The following is a 21,818-nucleotide window of genomic DNA, read 5'->3' as shown; positions in this document are numbered from 1 at the left end:
AAACGCCCGCTTTGTTTCACGACAAACGGGCGTTTTCTTTTTATTTCTATGCTGCCACCCTGTGGCGCAAATTAATAGCGAGGTTCTATTTCGCCATTCTGTACCGCCTGCTGGTGGTTGAGCAGTAATGCGCCATTAATGCCTTTTTCCAACAACAATTTTATCGGGTGATTATCTGGTCGGGTCAAAATGACCGCCTGTGTAGCTTGAATATAGCGCTCGTCACCTTGCAATTTAATGGCTTGCAAATGTTCATGGGGAATATTGTCTGGTAGCGCCCAAATAGCAGCATCAATATCGCCGCGATCAATATGGGCAATACAATCATTGTGGGGTAATTCAACCAATACAATTGGCTGACCGGAAAATTTAATCTCTGTTAGTAGGCATTGATCCGGTGAACGTGGATCTAGCCCGACCCGCTGGATATTATGCTGTTCGCCACGACGACAAATAAGTTGGTAACCCTCCACGTAGGAGCCATTACCTAAATTTAGTGCCACAGTGACTTTCCCTTGCTCCAGATGATTTTTTGCTGCCAGATACGAGACCACCGCCATATCGTAAATACCGTTTATTAGACATTCGATACGGACATGCGCCCCGCGCATATGGGCGAAATACAGAGGCAGTAAGGTAAATTGTTCTCTTAAACCGCTCGCCAGACCTTCATAAAGTTTGGTATAGGGCAGCGGCATTGCGCACACCATATTGCCTAAATCAGCTTGTTGCAGTAACAATGGCATATTCAAATCAATAAGTAAGGTGCCATTGCGACCACGACGCTCAACAATAATTGCGCCATCGGCTTCCAACACTTTTAAAGCATGCTGAATGACACCGACTGAGATATTAAAATTATCGGATAACTCATCAATAGTTTTAAGCCGATTACCGGCGCGCTCACCAATTAAATAGCGCGCCATAGAGACCAATGCCAACCCTTCTTTTTTTATGAATTTCTTACTCATGGTAGGTAAATTCAGCCTTAAGTCACCCAGTAGTCAAAGATATTACTGGGCCATAAATAGTAAGGGGACAATTTATCCATACGACTAATATTCAGTTATATAAATATCTATCCCTTTTACTTAAAATTGCAACGTGGTTCGCTGCTCCCGACAGAATGGTCACCCGCATCACTGATTCGAGCCAGCTCAGCATGATTTATTCGTTGGCTGCTCGGCTACAACGCCAATGACTTTAATATAGACATTCATCCCAATGCCTTTTCGTGGCAATAATAAATTAGGGTATATGGGATATAAATCACGTTTTACCCAATGTAAAAGCCATTAGTCGGATAATATTTATAGCGGGAATGGAGGGGGCTCGAATGAGCCGCCCTGAAATAATATAAATTAAATTAAAACGTTAAATAACTTTATGCGGGCCAAAGCATTCATAATGAATCCGCTCGGATGCAACCCCTTGGGCTAATAATTGGCGGCCAGCAAATTGCATAAAGGCCAATGGGCCACAGAAGTAATAATGTCGGTCGGGATCGGCCGCCAGCCACTGGTGCGAACTAAGATCCATTATCCCTCGGCTGTGATAATCTTCCCCCAGATTATCTTGTGCCTCCGGTTCGCGATACCACACATGGCGGCTAAGATTTGGCATCTGGTCGGCAATAGCAGAAACTTCATTGGCAAAAGCATGAACTCGGCCATTTTCCGCGGCATGCAGCCAATGTATCGGGGCGGAATGTTGTTGGCTATGTAAGGTATTGAGCATACTTAACATTGGGGTCTGGCCAACACCGGCAGAAATTAATGCCACCGGTGTATCAGGCGAGATATCTAGGAAGAAATCACCACGAGGAGGAGCAACGCGCAGGGTATCTCCCTCCTTTAACTGTTGGTGCAAATAGTTAGAAACCGTGCCTTGTGCTTCCCGTTTTACCGCAATGCGGTAGGTTTTACCATTGGGTGCCGCAGTCAGTGAGTATTGGCGGATTTCTTGATATTCCAATTGGTCATCTTCAATATAAATTCCCAGATATTGGCCGGGTTTGAAATCCAGTACTCGCCCGCCATCTACTGGCGCTAGCTCAAAACTGCAAATAACCTCACTTTGCATTTCTTTTTTGATGATGCGAAAACTGCGCAATGTTCGCCAGCCACCAGTGCGGGTTTCACCGTCCGCATAAATCTGGCTTTCTCGCTGAATAAAGACATCCGCCAGCACCCCATAAGCTTTCGCCCAGGCATCAAGGACTTCCTGACCCGGCGAGAACATTTCATCCAAGGTGCATATCAGGTGATGACCGACAATAGAATAATGCTCGGGTTGAATATTGAGGCTGGTATGTTTCTGCGCGATTTTCTCCACCGCAGGCAGTAACGCCGCCAGATTTTCCAGATTTGCTGCATAAGCACAAATGGCATTGAACAGGGCTTCGCGCTGATCGCCATTAATCTGGTTGCTCATATTGAAAATATGCTTCAGCTCAGGATTATGCTCGAACATGCGGTCATAGAAATGTGCTGTTAATTTGGGGCCAGTGGCGGCAAGCAGTGGAATGGTGGATTGAACGGTAGCGATGGTTTGGCGGTCTAGCATGGTGTCTCCTTAACTATTTTATCCCTCTCATTTTTGGCACAGCTAGCACCAAGAACTCGGGCTTATAAGATACAAATCAATACATGTATATAATATGCATCTTATAGATTGCATCCTAACTTGTAAATGCACATTGCACTTATAAGGGATTAGCTCGCGCGCCAGTTCACAGAAGATGAAAAAATCACATATTGAATATGAGGATAATTCCATTGCTTTGGATGAAGTATGAACAGGTCAAAGCCTTACGCCGTCTGTAGCCAATCGTTTGCGTAAAAACCTCTGTCAAGGCCTATCTTAACGGGGGGGAAACAGTTTACACTGTGGGACAGAACCCAAACGGGTGGTCCACTATACCCTTCGTACTTGAAGCTGCAGCGGTGCTAGCTGCTCTCACTTACCCGAATCACTGGCGTGGGTCAGCTCATCGGGACTCGCTCATTGGTCGCCAAGTGGCAACACCAATGACGTTGGGTATAGGAATATTTAGCTAAGTCAGGAGAGCCGGATGTTAAAGCGTGAAATGAACATTGCCGATTATGATGCAGATCTATGGCGTGCAATGCAGCAAGAAGTGGTGCGCCAGGAAGAGCACATTGAACTGATTGCCTCTGAGAACTACACCAGCCCGCGAGTTATGCAGGCGCAAGGTTCCCAGTTGACGAACAAATATGCTGAAGGTTATCCGGGCAAACGTTATTACGGTGGCTGTGAATATGTTGATATCGTTGAACAATTAGCCATTGATCGCGCTAAAGAATTGTTTGGTGCTGATTACGCCAACGTTCAACCGCATTCCGGTTCTCAGGCCAACGTAGCCGTTTATTCTGCTTTGCTGCAACCAGGCGATACTGTTCTGGGGATGAATCTGGCACACGGCGGTCATTTGACCCACGGCTCACCAGTAAACTTCTCTGGCAAACTTTATAATATCGTGCCTTATGGCATTGATGAATCTGGCAAAATTGATTATGAAGATATGGCTCGTCAGGCCGAAATTCATAAACCAAAAATGATCATCGGCGGCTTCTCTGCTTATTCCGGTATTGTTGATTGGGCAAAAATGCGCGAAATCGCTGATAGCATCGGCGCATGGTTCTTTGTCGACATGGCTCACGTTGCGGGCCTGGTAGCTGCGGGCGTTTATCCAAACCCTGTTCCACATGCGCACATTGTTACCACCACCACCCACAAAACTCTAGCTGGCCCACGTGGCGGTTTGATTTTGGCAAAAGGTGGCGATGAAGAGCTGTATAAAAAATTAAATTCCTCGGTGTTCCCGGCAAACCAGGGCGGCCCGTTGATGCATGTTATCGCTGGCAAAGCGGTTGCATTGAAAGAAGCAATGGAACCTGAGTTCAAGGTCTACCAGCAACAAGTGGCTAAAAATGCAAAAGCTATGGTTGCGGTCTTCTTGGATCGTGGTTACAAAGTCGTTTCTGGTGGGACTGATAACCATCTGTTCTTGCTTGATTTAGTGGATAAAAATATCACTGGTAAAGATGCAGATGCCGCTTTAGGTCGTGCCAATATTACTGTGAACAAAAACAGCGTTCCTAACGACCCGAAAAGCCCGTTTGTGACTTCCGGTGTGCGTATTGGTTCTCCGGCGATTACCCGCCGTGGTTTCAAAGAAGAAGAATCTCGTGAACTGGCGGGTTGGATGTGTGATGTGTTGGATAACATCAACGACGAAGCGACTGTCGAACGCATCAAACAAAAAGTTCTGGAAATCTGTGCCCGTTTCCCGGTTTACGCATAATTGCTAGCGATCGGCTTTAACTAATAAAAACCCGCGTAATGCGGGTTTTTTTATGCATGTCAGACCGCTAAATAAGGCCATGAATATGTTGCGGGGGCTGCCGCACCTTTTGTTGGTGATATGTAATTCATGTAATTGAAACGTGAACTTCATCGCAAACCCTATGTTTGGATGATTACAATATTGCTAGCTGACGGGAGCTCTGTCACAGTGACGGCTGACCTCGGAGGGATTCATGGTATTGCAATCAACACGTTGGCTGTCGCTCAGCTATTTCACCTATTTCTTTTCTTATGGCATTTTTCTGCCTTTTTGGGGCATCTGGTTACAAGGGGAAGGAATACCCCCTGAAACCATTGGGATTTTGCTGGGGGCTGGATTAATTTCCCGTTTTCTCGGCAGCTTGATTATTGCTCCCAGCGTTAAAGATCCTTCTCACCTGGTGACTGCCATTCGAATTTTGGCATTACTGACTTTAGCTTTTGCTGTCGGTTTTTGGTTTGGTAATGGCTGGGCTTGGTTGATGGTGATTATTGCTGGTTTTAACTTATTTTTTGGCCCATTAGTGCCACTAACAGACGCGTTGGCCGGCACCTGGCAAAAGCAGATAACCATGGATTACGGCAAAGTCCGGTTATGGGGATCGCTGGCCTTTGTTATTGGCTCGGCATTGACCGGTAAGTTGGTTTCTGTTTGGGGGCATCCGGCCATTCTTTATAGTTTACTTTTCGGTGTCTCAGCCATGTTATTGGGGTCATTGCTGAAACCTAGCGTCATGCCGAAAGGGGAGGTTAAACACTCTAATGTTGCCGCCACGCGCTGGAAAATATTGTTGTCTGAGCCGCAGGTGTGGCGCTTTTTACTCTGTGTCACCCTATTGCAAGGCGCACATGCCGGTTATTACAGTTTCAGCTCTATTTATTGGCAGGATGCCGGTTATTCTGCCGCCACCATTGGCTATTTGTGGTCATTAGGTGTGGTTGCCGAAATTCTGGTGTTCGCATTTAGTAATGTTCTTTTCCGCCGCTGGACGGCCCGCAGCCTGTTACTGCTTTCCGCCATCAGTGGCATTATTCGCTGGAGTCTGATGGCTTCCACTACCGAGTTGCCCTGGTTGATTTTTATTCAAATCCTCCACTGTGGCTCATTTACTGTTTGCCATCTGGCGGCGATGCGCTTCATTGCAGCCCGGCGCGGGCCTGATGTAATTCGCTTGCAGTCGATTTATTCTGCACTGGCAATGGGCGGTGGGATTGCAGTGATGACGGTAATTTCTGGTTTCTTGTTTGAGCATTACCAGGGCGGGGTGTTCTGGGTGATGGCATTGATAGTGATCCCAGCGCTGTTTATTCGCCCTCAGGTGGTTGCGATACCAGAAGAACCCGCCACTTAGGGGAGTTCTAATAGACTGCGTAACTGTTGGTTTTGTTGCGCAGTCAGCGGTAACAGCACCTGAATCAATGGGGGCATTGATTCAGGTTGCTGTACAGCATAAGGGGTTAGCACCACTGCCGTGCCGGCAGGTGCACCTGATTGCAAATACACCTCATGGGGCAAATATTTAATATGTAACGGCAAAAGGGTTAACTCACGAATTTGCTGCTCAAGTTGTTGTTCTAATGCTGGATTATTCTGCGTCAACAGTAAAATCTGCTTTTCCTGTAATGCATTATCCTGCATTAACCAGGCACCAAAACTAATGGCAATCAGGCCGACTTCATCGGTAGAGAATTGAATTTGGTATTCCTGCTCGAAAGCGGCGAGCGCCTGCCGGGTTGTTCGTAATAGCCGGGGATATTTACGGATAACCTCTTCCAACAATGAATTATCAATTCCGATATTGAAATAACAGCGCTCAATCGCGGGAGCAAGATGGGCGAATAGCTGGCTCATCAACATTTCATTACTGCTCAATGTCATACCGGAAAACTGTTGGAAACGCATAACTAACTGATTGATAGCATTGATTAGACGTAAATCCTCCACTGATTGAGTGCTGTGATAACTGTGCGCTTTAATCATTGTCAGCATCAGTATTAGCACGTCTCGTTCTATTTTATCGAGTGGGTTACTTAACAGCGGATTAAATGAATCAAATAAATGGTCAGCGGCGGCCAGAGCGGGCTTGCGTACCAGCCACTGCTGCTGGGCGAGAGATAACTCCGGTAACATTTGTTGCCGATGCTCAAAAGCACAATGGGCCAAATAAAGTTGCAAAAACAGGCGGTCTTTCTCATTGAGTTGGCGGTTCAGATAAGGTTCGCATTGCGCGATAATTTCAGGTAATTCCTCTGATATCAGCCGGTTATCCCATGAGAGTGCATTATATAAACGCGGAGCAAAATAGTTTTCAACAAACTCAGGGCAATAGCGTATTCCACGGCGCAGCCAGTGAATAAAGCAGAGCCGTTGATCGAGCCGGTTGCCGTAAATCAAACAGTTTTCGGCAGTGCTACTGAGCTGCAAATGGTAGAAACGCTGGATTTCATTGGCTACCTCGGCTATATCTTCCCGAGTAGTCGGTACTCCGACGCCGTTAAGTTGGCTAATAGTGTCCAGCTGTACTGTTTGCACTGGCATAAATAGCATCAATAACATATGGCAACGGCGTTGTTGGCCGGATAGCGATTTATTGGGCAACTCTTGATCAGGTAATTGGGGCTCAGAAGAAGTGTCCAGTCGCATATAACCTTCCATGATGGATTTGCTGTTATTCATCATTATCAAGCATAGCAAAAGAGATTCTATTCAGTTTACTGGGGCCAGGGGCTTTTACATCGACTTACAACTTACATCACAGTTATCGTGGAATTCCAAAGGATTGATTTATGCAGGTTATGTTATGTTATAACAAATTATCTGTAGTTAACCGATTGATAGCCTTATTAATCGTGGGGTATATGGCTATTTACAGTCAGTTAGTTGAGGCTCATCCCCACAGTTTTATTGATATGGATGCCACTTTCGTCAGTGAACAACAGAAGCTGGTGGGAGTGAAAATGGTCTGGACGATGGATGAGATTACTTCTGCCGATCTGTTGTATGACGCAGAAAATGCCAAAAGTGACTCTGAAATCTGGAAGAAACTGGCAGCCGAAGTGATGGCCAATGTGCTTGGGCAGCATTATTTCACTGATATATACCGTGATGGTAACCCAGTGAAATATAAGAATTTACCGACAGAATATCATTTATCTCGTAAGGGCCATCAGGCCGTGTTGGAATTTATTTTGCCGCTGGCAGAACCACAGCCTTTGGCTGGGAAACCTTTTAGTATCTCGACTTACGACCCTACATATTTTGTGGATATGAGTTATGCAGGTAATCAGGCCGTAAGGTTATCGCCAGAAATGGAAAAAAACTGCAAATTAACCTTATTTACGCCAAATCCAAATGCCTCATTACAAAGCTATGCGTTGTCATTGGATAAGAGTGATTCACCGGGAGAAGATATGGAACTGGGTAAGCAATTTGCACAACAGGTCACTGTGCAATGTCAGTAGGGATAGCTGTCGCTTCACGGCAACGAAATTGGCTGATAAATTTATGGCCACTGCTGCTTTTTTTCGTGTTTCTGGTCGGTGCAGGTTATGTCGCCTGGCTCTATTGGCCGGAACTGCTGTTTAAAACAGTGGTCTGGCAAAAAAATATGCATCAGCAAATGGCTCAGCTATTGCAACAGGTTAAAGCCAATCCACACCAGGCGGGCCTCGCGCTGATGATGTTTAGCCTCATATATGGTGTGCTGCATGCGGTGGGGCCGGGGCACGGCAAAGTGGTGATCGTGACCTATTTAGCGACCCATCCGGCACAGTTAAAAAGCAGTTTGAAGCTGACCTTTGCCGCGTCGATACTGCAAGGCGGTGTGGCTATCTTGCTAGTGACAGTGCTGCTCGGTGTGTTGCAACTGTCCTCCCGCTATTTACACCAAAGCAGTTTCTGGCTGGAAAAAGGCAGCTTCTTGTTGGTTATTGCGCTGGGGGTTTTGTTGTGTTTTCGAGCTCTAAAGCGGTTATATCAACAGATAAAAATGTTAAAGCCACAGAAGATGAGTATTCAGCGGATACAACCTTTAGCTGATAATCATATTCACAGTGATAGTTGCGGCTGTGGGCATCGTCATATGCCAAGTGCGCAAGAACTGCAGGCCGGAGGTGACTGGCGCACCCGGTTGGCCATTGTATTGGCAATGGGGATGCGACCTTGTTCTGGTGCAATTATGGTGTTGTTGTTTGCCAAAGTAATTGGTGTTTATTGGTGGGGGATTTTGTCAGCCATTGCTATGGCAATAGGAACATCATTAACTATCTCGGTGCTGGCATTGTTTGTCCATTATGCGCGACGACTAGCTGTGCATCTTAGCCGAAACCGCGCCCCTGCGGCTTGGGGAACCTTGGTTTGGGCGACATTAGCATTAACCGGTGGCATCATTTTGTTATTTGCCGGAGTGTTGCTTTATCTTTCCAGTCAGCCCGAAGCCATTGGGGGGATAAGGCCATTTGGCCGCTAAATTTAGGCATAAAAAAACCAGTCAGGGTTAACAGACTGGTTTTCGCTATAGAGCTACACAGCGGCAATGTGAAATATTAACGTTTCAATGCATCACTGATTTCATCGCTCATTGCTTGAACGATAGATTTCACAATACGTGGGTTACCCGCAACGATATTCCCAGAGCTGAAATGGTTATGACCGCCAGCAAAGTCAGTCACGATACCGCCAGACTCACGAACTAACAGCTCACCACCGGCGAAATCCCAAGGTTTCAAACCAATCTCAAAGAAACCATCGACACGACCTGCAGCCACATAAGCCAGATCCAGTGCCGCAGAACCGGTACGACGGAAGTCAGCACATTGTTCAAACAGTTTACCCACGACACGAAGATAGGCCGGTGCGTGTTGTTTAACTTTGAATGGGAAACCGGTCGCCAGAATGGTGCCGTCTAAATCTTTGGCATTGGTGCCACGCAGGCGATAACCATTTAACTGAGCGCCTTGACCACGGGTTGCTGTAAAGAGTTCGTTACGCATTGGGTCATAAACTACCGCGACTTCGGTACGGCCTTTGATGCGTACTGCGATAGAAACTGCGAAATGAGGGAGACGTTTGATGAAGTTGCTAGTGCCATCCAGTGGATCAATAACCCATTGTACATCATCGTCTTCGCCAACTAACTCACCACATTCTTCACCAATAATGGTGTGTTTTGGGTAAGATTTACGAATAACATCAACAATTAGACTCTCTGAGTCACGGTCAACGTTAGTAACAAAGTCATTACTGCCTTTCTGGCTCGCTTCGACAGCGTCCGGAGTTTCATAATTTTTGGCAATCAGGTTACCGGCCTTACGCGCAGCGCGTATGGCGATAGTCAGCATCGGATGCATGGGTATCTTCCACTAGGATGTTAAAGAACGAGAAACGGCGCGTAGTATAGCAGGGGATCTGATAAATGCCTATGTCTGTGTTAAGATATGGCGATTCCCCGTTATCCTCAGAGTTTGTATGTTACACAATATTCGTATCGTTTTGGTTGAGACTTCACACACCGGCAATATGGGTTCAACAGCCAGAGCCATGAAAACCATGGGATTATCTAATTTATATCTGGTCAATCCTTTGGTAAAACCGGATTCTCAGGCTATTGCACTCTCCGCCGGTGCCAGCGATGTGATTGGCAATGCCACCATCGTTGATACATTGGATGAAGCATTAGCAGGTTGTAATCTGGTGGTCGGCACCAGCGCCCGCTCTCGTACTTTGCCGTGGCCGATGCTAGAGCCGCGCGAATGTGGGGTTCGCAGCGCACGCGAAGCAGAGCATGCTCCAGTGGCATTGGTGTTTGGCCGTGAGCGTGTTGGTCTTACTAATGAAGAGCTGCAAAAATGTCATTATCATGTGGCGATTCCGGCAAACCCAGAATACAGCTCACTGAATTTGGCAATGGCCGTACAAATTATAGCCTATGAAGTGCGGGTGGCATTCCTTGACCGCCAACAGGCAGCAGCTCCTCTAGTAGAAGAAGTGGAAGCCCCTTATCCTTTGGTGGATGATTTGGAGCGTTTCTATTTACATTTGGAGCAGGTTTTATCTCATACCGGTTTTATTCGCCAGGCACATCCGGGCCAGATTATGAGCAAATTACGCCGCCTGTTTACCCGCGCGCGACCAGAAGCTCAAGAGCTGAATATTTTGCGTGGGATGCTGACATCGATTGAAAAACAAGATAAATGTCCACCACGTGCTACAGATGACAGTGAGCATAAAGAAATTAAATAATGTTATATATCAATTAGTTAAATTACAAATCACCCAGTGTTATTGAGAATGAGGCAGACAAATAATACTTGAGTAAATTACTAGGTTAAATAGTTGACTAAAATACTCAAGAATGTCAAAATTCTGGCTCGTTTTCACCAACAGGTAATTTTAGCTATGAGACTGACATCCAAAGGCCGTTATGCTGTAACCGCCATGCTTGATGTGGCATTACATTCCCAGGACGGGCCAGTTCCTCTGGCAGATATTTCTGAACGTCAGGGGATCTCGTTATCCTACTTGGAACAGCTTTTTTCACGGTTACGCAAAAATGGCTTAGTTGCCAGCGTTCGTGGTCCAGGTGGCGGTTACCTGCTGGGGAAAGATGCATCAGAAATCGCGGTAGGTGCAGTGATTACCGCAGTTGACGAATCTGTCGATGCAACCCGTTGTCAGGGTAAAGAAGGGTGCCAAGGGGGCGATCGTTGCCTTACGCATACCTTGTGGCGTGATTTGAGTGAGCGCATCAGCAGCTTCCTCAACAACATCACGTTGGCAGAACTGGTTAATAACCAAGATATTCTTGAGGTAGCGGATCGTCAAAATAACGATACGCGCCGTACGGCCAATGGCCGACCGCAAGAGACGATTAACGTCAATCTGCGCGCATAAGCAGAATCTGCGGAATTTTTCGTTTTGGAAGTGATGTACGGAGCATAAGAGCAATGACCGAATCAAAAATAAAGACACCGATCTATCTGGATTATGCAGCAACGACCCCGGTAGACCCTCGTGTCGCTGAAAAAATGATGCAATACCTGACTCTGGACGGTATTTTCGGTAACCCGGCCTCTCGTTCTCATAAGTTCGGTTGGCAGGCAGAAGAAGCTGTTGATATTGCACGTAATGATATTGCCGCATTAGTTGGTGCAGACCCTCGCGAGATAGTCTTCACCTCTGGTGCAACTGAGTCTGATAACCTCGCAATTAAAGGTGCAGCCAACTTCTACCAGAAGAAAGGCAAGCACATCATCACCTGTAAGACCGAACATAAAGCTGTGCTGGATACTTGTCGCCAATTGGAGCGCGAAGGCTTCGAAGTGACTTATTTGGCACCACAATCTAACGGTATTATCGATCTCCAACAGCTGGAAGCAGCAATGCGTGAAGACACCATTTTGGTTTCTATCATGCATGTGAATAATGAAATCGGTGTGGTGCAGGATATCGCCCAAATCGGCGAAATGTGCCGTAGCCGCGGGATCATTTTCCATGTTGATGCCACCCAAAGTGTCGGTAAATTACCTATTGACCTAAGCAAGCTGAAAGTGGATTTGATGTCCTTCTCTGCCCATAAAGTTTATGGCCCGATGGGCATTGGCGCACTTTTTGTGCGTCGCAAACCACGTATTCGCATTGAAGCACAGCAGCACGGCGGCGGTCATGAGCGCGGTATGCGTTCCGGCACCTTGCCAGTACATCAAATCGCTGGCATGGGTGAAGCTTACCGTATTGCTAAAGAAGAGATGGAAAGCGAAGCTGAGCGCTTGCGTAAACTGCGTCTGCGTTTGTGGGATGGCCTGAAAGATATCGAAGAAGTTTACCTGAATGGCGATTTGGAGAATGGTGCACCTGGCATTCTTAACGTCAGCTTCAACTATGTTGAAGGTGAATCGCTTATCATGGCATTAAAAGATTTGGCTGTTTCATCTGGTTCAGCCTGTACCTCCGCGAGTCTGGACCTTCTTACGTGTTGCGTGCGTTAGGGATGAACGACGAACTGGCTCACAGTTCAATTCGTTTCTCTTTGGGGCGTTTCACCACTGAAGAAGAGATCGACTACGCCATTGCGCTGGTGCGTAAATCCATTGGTCGTCTGCGTGATTTATCTCCGTTGTGGGATATGTTCAAGCAGGGCGTGGATATCAGCAGCATTGAATGGTCTCACCATTAATTCCAGACTTTAAGACTCAGGAGTAATCACATGGCTTACAGCGAAAAAGTAATAGATCATTACGAAAACCCACGTAACGTTGGGTCATTCGACAACGAAGATCCTACCATTGGTAGCGGCATGGTTGGCGCACCTGCTTGTGGTGATGTCATGAAATTGCAGATCAAAGTTAACGAAGCCGGCATCATTGAAGATGCACGTTTCAAGACTTATGGTTGCGGTTCTGCCATTGCTTCCAGCTCTCTGGTAACTGAATGGATGAAAGGCAAGTCTCTCGATCAAGCTTCTGCTATCAAGAATACCCAGATCGCAGAAGAACTGGAGTTGCCGCCAGTCAAAATTCACTGCTCGATTCTGGCAGAAGATGCCATCAAAGCAGCTATCGCCGACTACAAAAGCAAACATACTGCTAAGTAGTTGTAAAATAGGTTATTAATAGCTAGCCCATATTGCGATATTGTCTCTATGGGCAGTTTTTAAGAGTTGAGGTAGTTGTATGTCGATATCAATCAGCGACAGTGCTGCACAACGGGTCAGCGCCTTTTTAAATCACCGTGGTAAGGGCTTGGGTCTGCGCTTGGGCGTAAGAACGTCGGGCTGCTCCGGTATGGCATATGTCCTGGAATTTGTTGATGAAATGAACGATGACGATATCGTTTTTGAAGACAAAGGTGTGAAAGTGATCATCGACGGCAAAAGCATGGTTTATCTTGACGGTACCGAACTGGATTTCGTCAAAGAAGGGCTGAATGAAGGCTTTAAGTTCAACAATCCGAATGTCTCTGGTGAGTGCGGATGTGGCGAAAGCTTTAACGTCTAATACCTGTTTTTGTCCCTGCCTTAGGCATTTGATGCTTCATATATACCTAATATCATTGGAGTTGTAGGTCATCAGCCAGTAAGAAAATCCTAATAAGCTTACTTAAGTAAGTCATTTTAGGAGGACTCCGGCGAACCGCCCTGCAACTTCAAAGACGAAGGGTGTTAACTCCCAGAGCATGCTATGGATTATTTCACATTATTCGGGTTGCCGGCTCAGTACCGGATTGACGGTAACCAACTCACTGCCCGCTATCAGGAATTGCAACGCCAATTCCATCCCGATCGCTTTGCCAACCAGCCAGAACGCGAACGTTTAGCCTCTTTACAGCAGGCCGCGACCATCAATGATGCCTATCAAACCCTCAAGCACCCATTAAAACGGGCCGAGTATATGCTATCTTTGCAGGGTTTTGATTTAGGTAATGAACAACACACGATGCGCGATACCGCTTTTCTGATGGAGCAATTAGAACTGCGCGAAGAGCTTGATGCTATTGAGCACCAGTCTGATGCCGAAACACGGCTTGAGGCTTTCAGTCATCGCCTTACCCTGATGACTGGCACGCGTAGCCAACTGATGGTCGAACAACTGGATAACCAACAGTGGGAACTTGCAGCTGATACCGTCCGAAAATTACGTTTTTTGGATAAATTACAGCAGCAGGTTGAGCAATTGGAAGAGCGCCTGTTTGACGATTTTGCCTGATTATCTAGAAGAATACGAAATTTAATAGAGTGAGATTTTTTCAACTCATTGATAAGAATAAATAAAAATAAAGTTATTGATTACTATAATGTCCGACTGATTCTTATTAGAGCGTGTCGCCAAATTTTTTATATAGCCAACGAACTTGGAGTGACAGGTAGGCTGCAATTAAGCACATTCAAATGCACTTACATATATAAGTGATGCGAATGAGTAAAAGCGTCTAGCTCCTGTGGCTTTAAGGACTGAGGATATAGATTCATGATTGATGGAAGCTCAACATGGCCTTATTACAAATTAGTGAGCCTGGTTTAACAGCGGCACCACATCAACGCCGGTTGGCCGCAGGAATAGACTTAGGTACCACCAATTCATTGGTAGCGACAGTGCGCAGCGGTAAAGCGCAAACACTGGAAGATGAACAGCTGCGGGACTTGCTGCCCTCAGTGGTTCATTATCAACAACATGGCATTGATGTTGGTTGGAATGCGCGTGATTTAGCGGCGTTAGATCCGGCCAACACTATCAGCTCAGTCAAACGTATGATGGGCCGCTCTTTAGCGGATATCCTCCAGCGTTACCCTAATCTGCCGTACCAATTCCAGCCAAGTGAAAATGGCTTGCCAATGATCCAAACCGCAGCCGGGTTGGTCAATCCGGTGCAGGTGTCTGCGGACATTCTCAAGATACTGGCACAGCGGGCGCAAGCAGCATTGGAAGGGGAGTTGGACGGCGTCGTTATCACTGTTCCCGCCTATTTTGATGATGCACAGCGCCAGGGAACCAAAGATGCTGCCCGTCTAGCTGGGCTGCATGTGTTGCGTTTGCTAAATGAACCCACCGCTGCCGCCATCGCCTATGGCCTGGATTCAGGTCAGGAAGGGGTGATTGCTGTTTACGACTTGGGCGGCGGGACATTTGACATCTCTATTCTGCGCTTGAGCCGTGGGGTGTTTGAAGTGTTGGCGACGGGCGGCGACTCGGCGCTTGGTGGCGATGATTTCGACCATTTATTGGCAGATTGGCTGCGTGAGCAAGCCGGTATTGATTCACGTGATGATCACGGGATTCAGCGGCAATTACTTGATGCGGCTATTGCGGCTAAAATTGCGTTAAGTGATGCCGACACTGTTGATGTTTCGGTCGCTGGCTGGCAAGGGAAAATTACCCGCGCACAGTTTGAAACCTTGATTGGCTCACTGGTCAAACGCACATTAATGGCCTGCCGCCGTGCATTAAAAGATGCCGGTGTCAGCGCCGATGAAGTCTTGGAAGTGGTGATGGTTGGCGGCTCGACCCGTGTGCCTTTGGTGCGCGAGCAGGTTGGGAAATTCTTTGGCCGCACGCCATTGACCTCGATTGATCCCGATAAAGTGGTCGCCATTGGCGCGGCTATTCAAGCAGATATTCTGGTGGGGAATAAACCTGACAGTGACATGCTGCTGCTGGATGTTATCCCGCTGTCATTAGGGCTGGAAACAATGGGCGGTTTGGTGGAAAAAGTGATTCCACGTAATACCACTATTCCGGTAGCCCGCGCGCAAGAATTCACCACCTTTAAAGATGGGCAAACTGGAATGGCTATCCACGTGCTGCAAGGCGAGCGCGAGTTGGTGCAAGATTGCCGCTCTTTAGCGCGTTTTAGCTTACGGGGCTTGCCACCATTACCTGCCGGTGGGGCACATATTCGGGTGACTTTCCAGGTTGATGCTGACGGTTTATTGAGTGTCACGGCGATGGAGAAATCCACGGGTGTCGAGGCATCGATTCAGGTGAAGCCATCTTATGGGCTATCTGATGATGAAATTGCCAATATGATTAAAGATTCGATGGCGAATGCGCACAGTGATATTGGCGCGCGTAAGCTGGCGGAGCAACAGGTCGAAGCGTCTCGGGTGCTGGAAAGCTTACAAGGCGCATTGGCCACAGACGCTACATTACTCAGTGAGCAAGAAAGTCACGCTATCGCTCAGGCGATAACGTCATTACAGCAGCAGATGCAGGGCTCTGACCCACAGGCAATCGAAGCTGCGATCAAAGTGTTAGATGCACAAACGCAAGATTTTGCCGCACGCCGGATGGATGCTTCTATTCGCCGTGCTTTGGCTGGCCATTCAGTGGATGAGGTTTAATCATGCCCAAAATAGTATTTCTGCCCCATAAAGATCTTTGCCCGGATGGCGCAGTACTGGAAGCAACTCAAGGTGAGACTATACTGGACGTTGCCTTGCGCAATGGAATTGATATCGAGCATGCCTGTGAGAAATCTTGTGCCTGCACGACTTGCCACTGTGTAGTGCGCGAAGGTTTTGATTCTCTGCCAGAAAGCAGTGAACTGGAAGACGATATGCTGGATAAAGCTTGGGGTTTGGAGCCGGAAAGCCGTCTGAGTTGTCAGGCCAGAGTGACTGACGAAGACTTAGTGGTTGAGATCCCGCGTTATACCATTAACCATGCACGAGAACACTGATATGAGCTTAACGTGGCAAGATACTCGCGAGATTGGCGAAGCCCTTTACGACCAGTTCCCGGATACTGATCCTAAAACGGTGCGTTTTACTGATATGCACCAATGGATTTGTGATTTGGAAGATTTCGATGACTCCCCGCAGGGATCAAATGAAAAAATACTGGAAGCGATTCTGCTCGTTTGGTTAGATGAGTTCGAATAAATATCAATAGGGTCGCGGAAGCGGCCCTTTTTTGTATCTGATCTGATACCTTAGAAGTCTACGTAAGTAAGTTAAGTATTTTACAGCAAGATGGGTATCCGCCGCGGTCAATATAGACCTGCGCATAAACCGCTGAATAACAGTAAAAAATAATAATGAAGAGGTTGTCATGACAACAGAAATGATGCAAATATCCCTATCCCATAATCCGGCAGATGCCCGCTGGGGCGAGAAAGCCCTGCTCAGTACCGATGCAGAAGGCATCACGATTCACCTGACGGGGAAGGGTGAATTGGATGCTATTCAACGCGCAGCCCGCAAAATCGATGGGCAAGGAATCAAACAAGTAAAACTGGCCGGTGAGGGCTGGGGTCTGGAACAAAGCTGGGCATTCTGGCAAGGGTTCCGCGGGCCAAAAGGCCAGCGCAATGTGGCGTGGGCAGAACTGCCAGAGCAAGAAAAAACTGAGCTGGAGCACCGGCTGAAGATTATTGACTGGGTGCGCGATACCATTAACGCGCCAGCCGAAGATTTAGGGCCAGAACAGCTGGCTAAAAACGCCATTGATTTGTTGTGTGCGGTGTCCTGTGATGCTGTCACCTACCGCATCACCAAAGGTGAAGATCTGCGCGAGCAGGGGTATGCCGGGATTTATACTGTTGGTCGCGGTTCTGATCGCGCGCCAGTATTGTTAGCGCTGGACTATAACCCAACCGGTAACCCAGATGCGCCAGTTATGGCTTGTCTGGTCGGCAAAGGTATTACTTTTGATTCAGGTGGTTACAGCCTGAAACAGAGCGGATTTATGGATTCGATGAAGTCCGATATGGGCGGCGCGGCAACAGTGACCGGAGCCCTGGCTTTGGCGGCGGCCCGTGGTTTAAAACAGCGCGTGAAACTGTATCTGTGCTGTGCGGATAATATGGTTAGCGGTAATGCCTTCAAGTTGGGTGATATTATTCGTTATCGCAATGGTAAGACGGTCGAAATCATGAATACCGATGCAGAAGGGCGTCTGGTATTGGCTGATGGCCTGATTGATGCCTCTGAGCAGCAGGCCCCATTGATTATTGATGCAGCGACTTTAACCGGCGCGGCAAAAACCGCCTTGGGCAATGATTACCATGCACTGTTCAGCTTTGATGATGAACTGGCGCAAGAGTTACTTGGTAGTGCGCAAAGCGAGCATGAACCTTTCTGGCGCTTGCCTTTGGCTGAGTTCCACCGCAGCCAATTGCCGTCTAATTTTGCTGAATTGAATAATGTAGCGGGTGCCGCCTACAGTGCGGGTGCCAGCACTGCCGCAGCATTTTTATCCCATTTTGTGAAAAATTATCAGCAAGGCTGGCTGCACATTGACTGCTCTGCGACTTACCGCAAAGGTGCGGTTGAGCAATGGTCTGCCGGTGCCACCGGTTTAGGGGTTCGCACAATTGCTAATCTGTTGTTAGCGAAAGCAAAATAGCTAGCGAAAGCAAAATAGTTAGCGAAAGCAAAATAGCTAGCGAAAGCCATATAGGTTAGGTTCGCGCCATTCGTGGCGCGAACAGTTTATTCTGCTGTCTCTCCCCGCCCATTTACCCATCGTAAGATAGTTTCGGAGTAGAACATGAGTTTGCCGCAACCCCCTGTTGATGATGGCCATGACCATCACCACCATGATGAGAATGACCACAATCTTGAGTCCCTGTTAAAGCTGGCAGCAACGGAATCCATGTATCGCACGGCTTTTTTCCGTGCTTTGCTGGATGCTACCGTATTAGTGCTGGTGGATGATGCAGAGCAGCGCGCTGAGGATGGTGCGATGACATTCACGGCGGGCAATGGCGTGAATATTCTGCATTGGGAAAAGCAGGATGGCGAATCCGTCATTCCTTTTTTTACCTCAGTAGAGGTGCTACAACAGGCGCTGGAGATTGCCGAAGACAACCACACTGACAGTGAAAAACAGCCCTTTGTTGCCATGCCGGTGCGGGTGTTATTTGAAATGACGCAGGGCGCGCACCTGTTTTTGAACCCTAAATCAGAGCACGGCAAAGAGTTCTGGCCGCAAGAAGTGGCAATGCTGTTGGAAAATGGCGGTTTGGCGCAACCGGCTGAAATGGTTGTGGATAAAGAGAGCCAAATTCTATTAGGGCAGCCAACAGAATATCCTGCGGCTATGGTTGATGCGCTGATCCAATTATTCAGCCAGCGTAAACCCGTGCGGCGAGCATTTTTGGCGCTGATGCATGATAAAAGTGTGGATGAAAAGCCTAACTTATTGGTGGGATTGGAAGTCGATGGCACTGATGATGAGATTGACCAACTGATTCAAGAAGCCGGTAATGTGGCCAGTGACCATGCCCCGGATGATGAGCCGGTAGATTTTTGTGTGGTAAGTGAGAAAGAGCGCGGAGTAAGTCATTATTTGATGACCCACACTCAGGCGTTTTACCAACGTAAGTGGGGCAGTTGGCTACGGAATGTGATTCCATCGACCAATCATTAATAAAAATGGGAGCCAATATAGGCTCCCATTTTATTACGCATATTTATCATTGCTACATGAATAACTTATCGCGTAACTTAGAAGGAGTAAGCAACCCCCGCATTAATGGTCATTGGTGTCGCAATATTCTTGCCTTTAGATACTGCTACTTCAGAGTTGACTGACAGGTTAGGGGTCAGGTTTACATTCACACCGACACCCGCATTTGCACGGCTACCTTTCTGGCCATTATCAAAATTCTCATTGTTAATCATGATTTCATTGTTATTGACCAGGTCACTATCTAACGAGAAAGTCCCGTATGGCATTAAAGCTACGCCATTATTTAAGATAAAGCGGTAACCGGAGTTAACCCCTATGGTTCCAGTGGTCTTACTTGACCCCTGGCTCTGAACGCTCATGCCGTTAGACAGCTGCTGTGTGCTTTTACCGGAGGTGAAGCTACTCAGGCCAACAAAAGGAGAAATATACATTGCATCAATATTGATGTGTTTACCCACTTTTGCGGCAACCCCCAGACCAGAGTAGTTAGTGGTGCCGGTGGCGTTATTACCTTGCGATACCACATTAAGGTTTTGCTTAAACTGGTTAGTTTTCAACACAGTATTAAAGTAGTAACCACTGTTAGCCAGATATTGGGCATAAGCACCCAAAGAGTTACTCTCAATGCTACCGGTGCTCTGGTAATCAGATTTCATGTTTGAGCTGCTGTGGCTGGCGAAACCACCGACACTAAAGATAGCATTGCCCACTTCAAAGGCTTTATCGCCACCCAATGTCATGCCATTCAGTTTCTGACTGAAATTAGTGGCAGTCCCTTTAACCTGATAATTGTTATTCAGATAAGTGCCCCAAACACCACTTTCATTGGCAGAAACACTTTGTTTATCAAGACGATTCTGAATTGAGCTTAATTCGGCATCAAAGATAACTGGCGTGGTGTTTGCTATTGCTAAAGCCCCGGCCGCACTTGGCGTCATGGCACTCTTATTGGCCACCAGTTTAAAGCCGCCATTGTTGTCACTCACCAATGTATGCTGGTAATTGCCCAAATCTACATGCCCATTTACCAGTGCAAATCTGGCTTTATTGGTTCCTGCTACATCAATCACATTCAGATTAGTCGGGGTAATACCATTGCTATCAAGTTGAATGTCGAACATACCTTCAGCATTACCGGTAACAGCTAGCGGCGCGCTGCTGTGGTTAGTACTTAAGTTAAAGCGGCCGTTACCCGTCAGTGACGCCATAGTCAACTTAGCGGGAGACTTACTCAAATCAATAGTACCGCCAGCCAGATTCACATCTTTAAAGGCGAACTGTGCAGGCTGACCATTATTACCAGCAAAGGCTGAGCGGGCAAAAACAGCGCGGCCAGGGGTTTGGGCAGCAATTTGTGCCGGGGAAAGCAAGGTCATGTGACCGGCTAAGACCAGGTCTGAATCTTTTGTTGTTGCACCCTCATGCAGGTTGATAATGCTATTTTCAGCGGCATTAATAGAGCCGCTAACATTAGCTGTTTTATCGAAAGTGGTGGTGCCCCCTTTCAGCTCAGTATTGCCGGTTAACAGGCCAGCAATCAGGGCGTCACCGCTTTCAATTACCAATTTATGGGCCTGCGCAAGCGCCATCAGGTTAAATTTACCTTTTTTCACCAGTGTATCGTAGGCGGCTGCACCGGCTTGAACATCAAACGCGCCGCCATCTATGATAGTGCCGGTAGTTTCTGCTTTATCCGCCAGAGTAAATACGCCGCCACTGACGGTGGTGTTATTAGCTGTAGCCCCTTCAATCAGCTGGAAGTTGCCGGATTTAAGTAGGGTATTTTGTGCAATAGCACCGAATTTAATATCAAACACGCCGCCATCTATAATAGTGCCGGTTGTTTCTGCTTTATCCGCCAGAGTAAATACGCCGCCATTGACGGTGGTGTTATTGGCGGTAGCCCCGTCAATCAGCTGGAAGTTGCCGGATTTAAGTCGGGTATTTTGTGCAATAGCACCGGCTTTAATATCAAACACGCCGCCATCAATGATAGTGCCGATGGTTTCTGCATGCTCAGCCAGAGTAAATACGCCGCCATTGACGGTGGTGTTATTGGCGGTAGCCCCGTCAATCAGCTGGAAGTTGCCGGATTTAAGCACAGTATTTTGTGCAATAGCACCGGCTTTAACATCAAACACGCCGCCATCAATGATAGTGTGGGTGGCTATGGCACCCTCTGCCAGATTTAGCGCACCGTCTTTACGAATGGTGGTTTCATTGGCGCGGGTATTTTTCACCAGATCCAAAGTGCCATTGATGAGATCAGTTTTATTGGCAATAGCACCAACTTGAATAATAAACTTACCGCCATCAAGGGTGGTGCTGGTTGCTACGCTACCCTCTGCCAGATTAAGCAAACCGTCTTTACGAATGGTGGTTTCATTGGCGCGGGCACCGTTCACCAGATCCAAAGTGCCACTAATCAGGTCAGTTTTATTGGCAATCGCGCCAGCTTTAATATTAAATTCACCGCCATCAAGGGTGGTGCTGGTTGCTACGCTACCCTCTGCCAGATTAAGCACACCGTCTTTACGAATGGT

General features: G+C 47.3%; 19 protein-coding genes and 1 pseudogene. 15 read left to right on the top strand and 5 right to left on the bottom strand.

The window, feature by feature from the left end; genetic code table 11:
• Positions 1 to 71 precede the first annotated feature (71 nt).
• Together yhfZ and hmpA are read right to left on the bottom strand one after the other, a co-directional pair.
• Positions 72 to 971: a GntR family transcriptional regulator YhfZ gene (gene yhfZ / locus YROHD0001_RS12305; RefSeq protein WP_004713954.1), complete on the bottom strand. Its 900-nt coding sequence runs from the start codon at positions 969 to 971 to the stop codon at positions 72 to 74.
• A 403-nt stretch (positions 972 to 1,374) separates the two neighbouring features.
• Positions 1,375 to 2,565 (bottom strand): NO-inducible flavohemoprotein, encoded by a 1,191-nt coding sequence (gene hmpA, locus YROHD0001_RS12310; RefSeq protein WP_004713953.1) that lies wholly within the window; start codon positions 2,563 to 2,565, stop codon positions 1,375 to 1,377.
• Between the two features lie 508 nt (positions 2,566 to 3,073).
• Here hmpA and glyA point away from each other — a divergent pair.
• Together glyA and YROHD0001_RS12320 are read left to right on the top strand one after the other, a co-directional pair.
• Positions 3,074 to 4,327, top strand: a complete 1,254-nt coding sequence (glyA, locus tag YROHD0001_RS12315; RefSeq protein WP_032816394.1) for a serine hydroxymethyltransferase — start codon at positions 3,074 to 3,076, stop codon at positions 4,325 to 4,327.
• 235 nt (positions 4,328 to 4,562) lie between these two features.
• A complete protein-coding gene (locus YROHD0001_RS12320; protein WP_004713951.1) occupies positions 4,563 to 5,720 on the top strand; it encodes a 3-phenylpropionate MFS transporter in 1,158 nt (385 codons plus the stop codon).
• Here YROHD0001_RS12320 and csiE read toward each other — a convergent pair.
• Entirely contained in the window at positions 5,717 to 7,012 is a 1,296-nt protein-coding gene (csiE, locus tag YROHD0001_RS0117495; protein ID WP_032816488.1) for a stationary phase inducible protein CsiE, read from the bottom strand. The two genes, YROHD0001_RS12320 and csiE, sit on opposite strands and share 4 nt — an antisense overlap.
• 152 nt (positions 7,013 to 7,164) lie before the next feature.
• Between csiE and YROHD0001_RS12325 the strand changes: the two genes are divergently transcribed.
• Complete coding sequence (locus YROHD0001_RS12325) at positions 7,165 to 7,830, top strand: DUF1007 family protein (RefSeq protein WP_186373548.1); 666 nt, start codon at positions 7,165 to 7,167, stop codon at positions 7,828 to 7,830.
• Complete coding sequence (locus YROHD0001_RS12330) at positions 7,821 to 8,837, top strand: nickel/cobalt transporter (protein ID WP_032816390.1); 1,017 nt, start codon at positions 7,821 to 7,823, stop codon at positions 8,835 to 8,837. Before YROHD0001_RS12325 ends, YROHD0001_RS12330 begins: the two co-directional genes overlap by 10 nt.
• 76 nt (positions 8,838 to 8,913) lie before the next feature.
• Here YROHD0001_RS12330 and suhB read toward each other — a convergent pair whose 3' ends face one another.
• Positions 8,914 to 9,717 carry an inositol-1-monophosphatase gene (gene suhB / locus YROHD0001_RS12335; protein WP_004713948.1) on the bottom strand — a complete coding sequence of 268 codons (804 nt, stop codon included), beginning with the start codon at positions 9,715 to 9,717 and terminating at the stop codon, positions 8,914 to 8,916.
• A gap of 118 nt (positions 9,718 to 9,835) precedes the next feature.
• Between suhB and trmJ the strand changes: the two genes are divergently transcribed.
• From trmJ to sseB, 11 genes and pseudogenes are all read left to right on the top strand, one after another.
• Positions 9,836 to 10,609, top strand: a complete 774-nt coding sequence (gene trmJ / locus YROHD0001_RS12340) for a tRNA (cytosine(32)/uridine(32)-2'-O)-methyltransferase TrmJ (protein ID WP_004713947.1) — start codon at positions 9,836 to 9,838, stop codon at positions 10,607 to 10,609.
• Between the two features lie 156 nt (positions 10,610 to 10,765).
• A complete protein-coding gene (gene iscR / locus YROHD0001_RS12345; RefSeq protein WP_032816388.1) occupies positions 10,766 to 11,260 on the top strand; it encodes a Fe-S cluster assembly transcriptional regulator IscR in 495 nt (164 codons plus the stop codon).
• Between the two features lie 68 nt (positions 11,261 to 11,328).
• A pseudogene (locus tag YROHD0001_RS19275) lies at positions 11,329 to 12,542 on the top strand (IscS subfamily cysteine desulfurase).
• A gap of 30 nt (positions 12,543 to 12,572) precedes the next feature.
• On the top strand, positions 12,573 to 12,959 hold the full coding sequence (gene iscU, locus YROHD0001_RS12350) for a Fe-S cluster assembly scaffold IscU (RefSeq protein WP_004713943.1): 387 nt from the start codon (positions 12,573 to 12,575) through the stop codon (positions 12,957 to 12,959).
• A 79-nt stretch (positions 12,960 to 13,038) separates the two neighbouring features.
• Complete coding sequence (gene iscA / locus YROHD0001_RS12355; protein ID WP_004713942.1) at positions 13,039 to 13,362, top strand: iron-sulfur cluster assembly protein IscA; 324 nt, start codon at positions 13,039 to 13,041, stop codon at positions 13,360 to 13,362.
• Between the two features lie 183 nt (positions 13,363 to 13,545).
• On the top strand, positions 13,546 to 14,070 hold the full coding sequence (hscB, locus tag YROHD0001_RS12360) for a co-chaperone HscB (protein WP_004713941.1): 525 nt from the start codon (positions 13,546 to 13,548) through the stop codon (positions 14,068 to 14,070).
• 281 nt (positions 14,071 to 14,351) lie between these two features.
• Entirely contained in the window at positions 14,352 to 16,202 is a 1,851-nt protein-coding gene (gene hscA, locus YROHD0001_RS12365; protein ID WP_004713940.1) for a Fe-S protein assembly chaperone HscA, read from the top strand.
• A 2-nt stretch (positions 16,203 to 16,204) separates the two neighbouring features.
• Positions 16,205 to 16,540 (top strand): ISC system 2Fe-2S type ferredoxin, encoded by a 336-nt coding sequence (gene fdx / locus YROHD0001_RS12370; RefSeq protein ID WP_004713939.1) that lies wholly within the window; start codon positions 16,205 to 16,207, stop codon positions 16,538 to 16,540.
• Position 16,541: 1 nt separating this feature from the next.
• Entirely contained in the window at positions 16,542 to 16,742 is a 201-nt protein-coding gene (iscX, locus tag YROHD0001_RS12375) for a Fe-S cluster assembly protein IscX (protein WP_004713938.1), read from the top strand.
• A gap of 169 nt (positions 16,743 to 16,911) precedes the next feature.
• The gene (gene pepB / locus YROHD0001_RS12380) at positions 16,912 to 18,207 is read left to right on the top strand and encodes an aminopeptidase PepB (RefSeq protein ID WP_004713937.1); all 1,296 of its coding nucleotides are present in this window, start codon (positions 16,912 to 16,914) and stop codon (positions 18,205 to 18,207) included.
• Positions 18,208 to 18,351: 144 nt separating this feature from the next.
• The gene (gene sseB, locus YROHD0001_RS12385; protein ID WP_004713936.1) at positions 18,352 to 19,233 is read left to right on the top strand and encodes an enhanced serine sensitivity protein SseB; all 882 of its coding nucleotides are present in this window, start codon (positions 18,352 to 18,354) and stop codon (positions 19,231 to 19,233) included.
• Positions 19,234 to 19,310: 77 nt separating this feature from the next.
• Here the strand turns inward: sseB and YROHD0001_RS12390 are convergent.
• Positions 19,311 to 21,818, bottom strand: a 2,508-nt coding sequence (locus YROHD0001_RS12390; RefSeq protein WP_248631001.1) for an autotransporter outer membrane beta-barrel domain-containing protein, incomplete at its 5' end; no start/stop codon positions are given.

Source organism: Yersinia rohdei ATCC 43380, assembly GCF_000173775.1.
In the GTDB taxonomy this organism is placed as follows: domain Bacteria; phylum Pseudomonadota; class Gammaproteobacteria; order Enterobacterales; family Enterobacteriaceae; genus Yersinia; species Yersinia rohdei.
Note: the sequence above shows the minus strand (reverse complement) of the source record. Positions and strands in the feature narration are given on the sequence as shown.